At 57.5% G+C, this 5,989-nt stretch carries 7 protein-coding genes; 2 read left to right on the top strand and 5 right to left on the bottom strand.

Going from position 1 to position 5,989, the window contains the following annotated elements; translation table 11 throughout:
• Positions 1–320: OmpA family protein (locus A7A77_RS17020; protein ID WP_156500669.1), on the top strand; the 320-nt coding region annotated here is incomplete at its 5' end.
• Between the two features lie 88 nt (positions 321–408).
• On the opposite strand, the gene queC is transcribed toward A7A77_RS17020, so the two are convergent.
• The 5 genes from queC to A7A77_RS18520 form a co-directional block, all read right to left on the bottom strand.
• Positions 409–1,095, bottom strand: a complete 687-nt coding sequence (gene queC / locus A7A77_RS17015; protein WP_066561206.1) for a 7-cyano-7-deazaguanine synthase QueC — start codon at positions 1,093–1,095, stop codon at positions 409–411.
• A 55-nt stretch (positions 1,096–1,150) separates the two neighbouring features.
• A complete protein-coding gene (gene hslO, locus A7A77_RS17010; protein ID WP_066561203.1) occupies positions 1,151–2,041 on the bottom strand; it encodes an Hsp33 family molecular chaperone HslO in 891 nt (296 codons plus the stop codon).
• On the bottom strand, positions 2,041–2,970 hold the full coding sequence (gene argF, locus A7A77_RS17005) for an ornithine carbamoyltransferase (RefSeq protein ID WP_066561193.1): 930 nt from the start codon (positions 2,968–2,970) through the stop codon (positions 2,041–2,043). The genes hslO and argF overlap by 1 nt, the downstream gene beginning before the upstream one ends.
• Positions 2,967–4,145, bottom strand: a complete 1,179-nt coding sequence (locus tag A7A77_RS17000; RefSeq protein WP_066561189.1) for an aspartate aminotransferase family protein — start codon at positions 4,143–4,145, stop codon at positions 2,967–2,969. Before A7A77_RS17000 ends, argF begins: the two co-directional genes overlap by 4 nt.
• A 122-nt stretch (positions 4,146–4,267) precedes the next feature.
• Positions 4,268–5,053 carry a cold-shock protein gene (locus A7A77_RS18520; RefSeq protein ID WP_066561186.1) on the bottom strand — a complete coding sequence of 262 codons (786 nt, stop codon included), beginning with the start codon at positions 5,051–5,053 and terminating at the stop codon, positions 4,268–4,270.
• A 383-nt stretch (positions 5,054–5,436) separates the two neighbouring features.
• Between A7A77_RS18520 and A7A77_RS16990 the strand changes: the two genes are divergently transcribed.
• Positions 5,437–5,871, top strand: coding sequence for a protein tyrosine phosphatase family protein (locus tag A7A77_RS16990; protein ID WP_066561182.1), 435 nt, complete (start codon positions 5,437–5,439; stop codon positions 5,869–5,871).
• Positions 5,872–5,989 lie beyond the last annotated feature (118 nt).

Here is a 5,989-nt window from a genome sequence, read left to right as displayed (position 1 = left end):
ATTGGGATTCGGCTGAAATCACGCCGGAAGCAGCAAGCATCCTCGACAGCGCTATTACGGCCTATGCCGATTGTGACAGCGTTCCGATCATGCTGGCCGGCTACACGGACCGCTCGGGTTCGGTGCAGTACAACATGGGCCTTTCGGAGCGTCGCAACTCTTCGGTGCGCTCGTACCTCACGGCGCGCAGCATCCCGGATGCTGCGATCACCAGCGAAGCGTTTGGCGAAAGCAATCCGCGCGTCCCGACTGCTGACGGTGTGCGTGAACTGCAGAACCGTCGCGTTGAGATCAGCTACGGCCCCGGTTCGGGGATGTAAGGGATACCAACCAAAACAAACGAAGAAGGGCCGGAGTGATCCGGCCCTTCTTTCGTTTTGGACTATGAAATGACGATTTGATCGTTGCTCAGGACGCGTATCCGATCGGATCAACATGACCCGATTTCCGAAAACCGTCCCGTCGCAACCGGCAACTGTCGCATTCACCGCACGCCAACCCGTCTGGCAGCGGATCGTAGCACGACCAGCTCATGCCAGGGTCCAGCCCAAGCCTGAAGGCTTCGTCCACAATCTCTGCTTTTCCAAGATACTGAAGCGGAGCATGGATCTTGAAACCATGGCCTTCCGAACCGGCTTTCGTGGCCAACCCAGCCAGCTTTTCAAACCCGGCTATAAATTCAGGCCTGCAATCCGGATAACCGGAATAATCAAGCGCATTTACGCCGATAAACACATCCCGCGCATCGAGCGCCTCGGCCCAGGCAAGGGTTAGCGACAAAAATACGAGGTTGCGTGCCGGCACGTAAGTGACAGGAATTCCCTCGGCTACGCCGGTCTTGGGTACGTCGATGTCTGACGTCAGTGCGGAGCCTCCGAAAGCCGTTAGATCGAGCGGCAAAACTACATGCCGATCACACCCCAAGACTCTGGCAATTGCAGCCGCACTCTCCAATTCGCGCCTGTGCCGCTGATTGTAGTCAATCGTCAACGCGTAAATTCGATAACCGGCTTCTCGGGCAATTCCCGCAGAAACCATCGAATCCAGACCGCCGGACAATAAAACAACTGCTCCGGGGCGCGCGTCATTCGTCATCCGATTGCCTCTTTGCTTTGAAGATAACTACTCACCATAAACCGGATGTTTCGCATCATACATTTACTTCAAAAACCTTGGAGCAAAACGCACAGTCGACATGCACCAGTCCGTCCGATTCACGCATTTCGTCGCGCTGATCTTCAGGAAACTTTCGGAGAACGTCGACAAAGTGATCCACAGAGCATCGGCAACCGCGTGACAGCGCATTGACTTGCTCAACCCGAATTTCTGGCTCCTCATGGAAAAGTCGCCAGATAATCGTTTCAAGGCTGATATCGGTTGCTACGAGCTCGGAATGTCGGACGCTCGATGCAAGGACCTCTACGTGCTCCCAGTCAGGATCGTCGTATCTGACGTGAAGCCGTTCTCGCCCCTCCTCCCCATGCGGAAGATGCTGGATCAACAAGCCCGCGGCAGTGGATTCGCTGCCGTCCGATTGCACCGCGATGCGGATCAACGTCGGAATTTGTTCAGACTGCCTGAAATAGCTCTCGCAAGCCTCGCTGAGGCTATCTCCGTCAAGCGGAACGATGCCCTGATACCTTTCACCAGATGACGCCAGGTCGAAAGTGATCGCCAAGTATGCATCTTCACCGAACAAGCTCGGCAAGTGGGGATTTGCACCAAGTGAATCCAGCGGCCCCCGGTCCGCGTCGACATAGCCCCTCAGTTCCCCGTTCCGATAATCGGCGACCAGCAACTTCACGACACCCTGCGCAGACTGCGCCTGCATTGTAAGTTGGCCATCTCCCTTCAGCAAAGAACCCATCAGGGAGCACAGAACCAACGCCTCGGTCAGCAGGCTTCTGATCGCGGGCTGATAGTCATGGGCTGACAGTATCCTATCCACGACAGCGCCCAGACGCACACATCGCCCCCGCACATTGCGATGCGGCAACGTGAAACCCAATACGCCGTCCTGGTAGACCTCAACCGTTTCCATCAAAGCTGCCCGAATGCCCAGCGCAGCACTGATTTTTGAGCATGAATCCGGTTTTCCGCCTCATCCCAGACGACCGAATGCGGGCCTTCGAAGACAGCTTCGCTGACTTCATCGCCAACGTGTGCCGGCAGGCAGTGAAGGAATATCGCGTCATTCTTGGCGACAGCCATCAAATCACCATTGACCTGATACGGCCGCATTGCCGCAAGCTTTTCGGCGGCTTCCGCCTGCCCCATCGAAACCCATGTATCGGTAACCAGCACGTCGGCATCGGTTGCCGCCTCGAGTGCATCCCGGCACAAAGTGATCCGCGATCCTGACGTCTTGGCGAGCGCGACGAATTCATCGTCCGGTTCGTAATCCGGCGGAACTGCGTAGCGCACGTTGAATTTCATCAACGCCGCAGCCTCCAGGATCGAATGCAGCACATTGTTTCCATCGCCGAACCAGGCCACTTCAAGCCCGGGAAGTGACTTGCGATGCTCAACGACAGTCAACAGATCCGCCACGATCTGGCAAGGATGTGACCGGTCCGTCAGTCCGTTGATAACGGGGACGGTCGCATGCCTGGCCAGTTCTTCGATCTTGGCGTGATCATCCGTCCTGATCATGATCGCGTCGACCATGCGGGAAAGAACACGCGCTGTGTCCGCGACCGTTTCCCCCCGCCCCAGCTGCATGCTGCCCGATTCCATGATCATTGCACTGCCACCAAGCTGGCGCATCGCCATATCGAAGGAAACGCGTGTACGCGTCGAGTTCTTCTCAAAGATCATGGCGAGCACGCGCCCTGCGAGTGGCGCATCCGGATCAGGCTTACCCTTTGGAAAATCCGCGCGCGTCGCCTTGCGATCAATCGCATCGTTGATCATCGCCGCAATTGCATCGCCACCTGCGTCCGACAGATCCAGAAAATGCCGCAGTGTCATGGGGTATAACTCGCTGCACCGGCAGACAGCTTTTCCATAAATTCGTCGATGTGTTCATCTTCGATGACGAGCGGCGGCAGGACCCTGACTACATTGTCGGCCGCAGAAACAGTCAGCAATCCATGATTGTCACGCAGATGGGCAACAAACGGGCGGCTCTCGCTGGCCATTCTGACGCCAAGCATGAGGCCCAGCCCCCGCACCTCGACGAAGAGTTCGGGATAGTTGCCCATAAACTGCTCGAGCCGCCCCCTCAACTTCTCACCCATCGACCGGACACGTTCAAGGAATTCCGGGTTTGCAACCGCGTCCAGCACGGCATTGCCCGCAGCCATGGCAAGAGGGTTCCCGCCATAAGTGCTGCCATGCGTTCCAAACACCATGCCCCGCGCGGCCCTTTCCGTTGCAAGGCAAGCGCCGACCGGAAAGCCGCCGCCGATACCCTTTGCAGTGGCGAGGATATCCGGCTCCACGCCGAATTGTTCATAGGCATAAAAAGTGCCGGTGCGCGCAACACCGCACTGCACTTCATCGAATATCAGCATGATGTCGTTGGCATCGGCAAGTTCGCGAAGACCGCGAATGAAGCTTTCGCTTCCGACCCTGATGCCGCCCTCGCCCTGCACCGGCTCCACCATGATGCTTGCCGTATGAGGACCGATCGCAGCCTTCACACCCTCAAGATCGTCGAACTCGACGTATTTGAAGCCAGGCAGCAATGGTACGAATCCCTTGTGCATCTTTTCCTGGTTCGAGGCACTGATCGTCGCCATCGTCCGGCCATGAAATGCATTCTTGAACGTGATGATTTCGAAACGTTCTTCGGAACCGTCATGCTGATGATAGGCACGCGCCGTTTTCATCGCGGTTTCGACCGCCTCAGCACCTGAATTGGTGAAAAATACAGTGTCGGCGAACGTCAGATCGACCAGGCGCCGGGCAAGACTTTCACCCTGCGGACTGCCATAGAGGTTCGAGACATGCATGAGCGTCTCTGCCTGCTTCTGGATTGCGCCGATCAGGCCCGGATGCGAGTGACCCAGCAGGTTCACTGCGATACCACTCGCAAAATCAAGGAACCGGCGGCCGTCCTCAGAAATCAGATGGCAGTTTTCGCCTCGGATCGGCCGCACGTCGCAACGTGGGTAAACCGGCATCAGGGGCGTAATCGACATGTCTGGTTCCTCAAACGGAGAATGAAAACAAGAAATGGCGGCCCCGAAGGAGCCGCCATTGATGCCCATTTATGGCAAGTGTCGTACCGGGTCAATTCACCGGTACGACGATCCTGACCGGGTCAGCCCTGAACGGGCACAAGGTTGACCGCGGAGTACTTGCCTCGTCGGTCGACCTCGAGGTCGAATTCAAGCCGGTCACCCTCATTAAGGGTGGAAAGACCCGAGCGTTCGACCGCGCTGATGTGGACGAATGCGTCCTGTTCGCCGTCATCGCGGGTGATGAAGCCAAAGCCCTTCATCGAATTGAAGAACTTGACCGTACCGACCGCCTTGTCGCCGGTCAGTTCCCGCTGCGGTTGCTGGGGCTTCTGGGCCACGGGGACGACATCACCGACAACCTGCAGGTCGCTTGCAGAAATCTTTCCGCCGCGATCGACAAGGTTGAATTCCAGCACCTGTCCTTCGCCAAGTCCTTCCAGACCAGCACGCTCCACTGCACTGATGTGCACGAACACGTCTTCGCCACCGTCTTCACGCTGGATGAAGCCGAAGCCCTTGTTGGAGTTGAAGAACTTTACCGTACCCTTGCCGGTTCCCACGACCTGTGGGGGCATACGACCACCGCCGCCGCCGCTACCGCCGCCTGCGCCGCCGCCACGGAAGCCACCGCCGCGGTTTCCGTAACCGCCGCCGCCACCGCCGCCGCGATTTTGATAGCCGCCGCGATCGTCGCCGAAGCCACCACGGTCACGATCACCGAAGCCGCCGCGATCCATGCCGCCGCCACGGTCACCGTAATCCTGTGAATACCCGAAGCCACCCTGCGAGAAAGGATCGAAGCCTTCTTCGCCAATACCATCGCGCTTGTCGCGGCCGCGGCCGCGCCGACCTCTGTCATAACCCATATTTCGAAACGTACCTTAACTCTCGCCCTTCCCTCGATCGTCATGGCCTGCGGACGTACAGTTACCGGACGAAATCGCGCCCGGACGCTATCTCCGGACGCCATACGAAAATGGTTATAAGGCATTTGTGCCGGCTTGGCGAACGAATTGCGCGACAGGCTGCTTTTTTGGCTTTTGCGATGCTAAAATGACGCAATTTCGGGCAGCCGACCGGTTTATCCGTACCGGTCTATACGCATGCAGCTGGTGCCGCGATCGATTTTGCCCTTCAAGTCCGATGTAGTTGCTTATATGCAACGCACGGTTTTCCGACCGGGTTGGCATATTTTCGACCAATGCCACCGACATTCGGTGCGGAGCCTGTTGGATCAAGGAGCCGGGCCATGAGTGATTTTCGCCAGATCGACGACAACCTTCTGGCCAGTCCGCAGATAACGGTAGAGGACGTTGCGGAGGCCAAGTCACTTGGCGTGACGCTCATCATCAACAACCGTCCCGAAGACGAATCCCCGGATCAGACTCCCGGCGCCGTGATCGAAGCCGCAGCAAAGAAAGCGGCGATCGATTATGTGGCAATCCCTGTCAGCCACGCAGGTTTCGGGCCAGGACAGGTCGATGCTATGCGCGAAGCACTGGATGGTGCGAGTGGCAAGATCCTTGCCTACTGCCGATCGGGCACGAGATCGACTTTGCTCTGGGCCCTTGCCGAAGCAAAGGCCGGCAAAAATCCGTCCGCAATCGCCTCGAAAGCGGCCCGGGGCGGCTACGATATTTCGCCAATCCGGCAGATGATCGAGATGCTTTCGGCAGGTAGCTGAGAGATCAGTGAGCTTCATCTTCAACGCAAAGAAAGGGCCGGAAGCATCGCTCCCGGCCCTTCTTCTTTACCGTGTTAGAACAATCAATTGTAAGCGCGTTCGCCATGTTCACCGAGAT

Source organism: Croceicoccus bisphenolivorans, assembly GCF_001634625.1.
Lineage (GTDB): Bacteria > Pseudomonadota > Alphaproteobacteria > Sphingomonadales > Sphingomonadaceae > Croceicoccus > Croceicoccus bisphenolivorans.
This window is presented reverse-complemented; position numbering and strand designations above follow the sequence as displayed.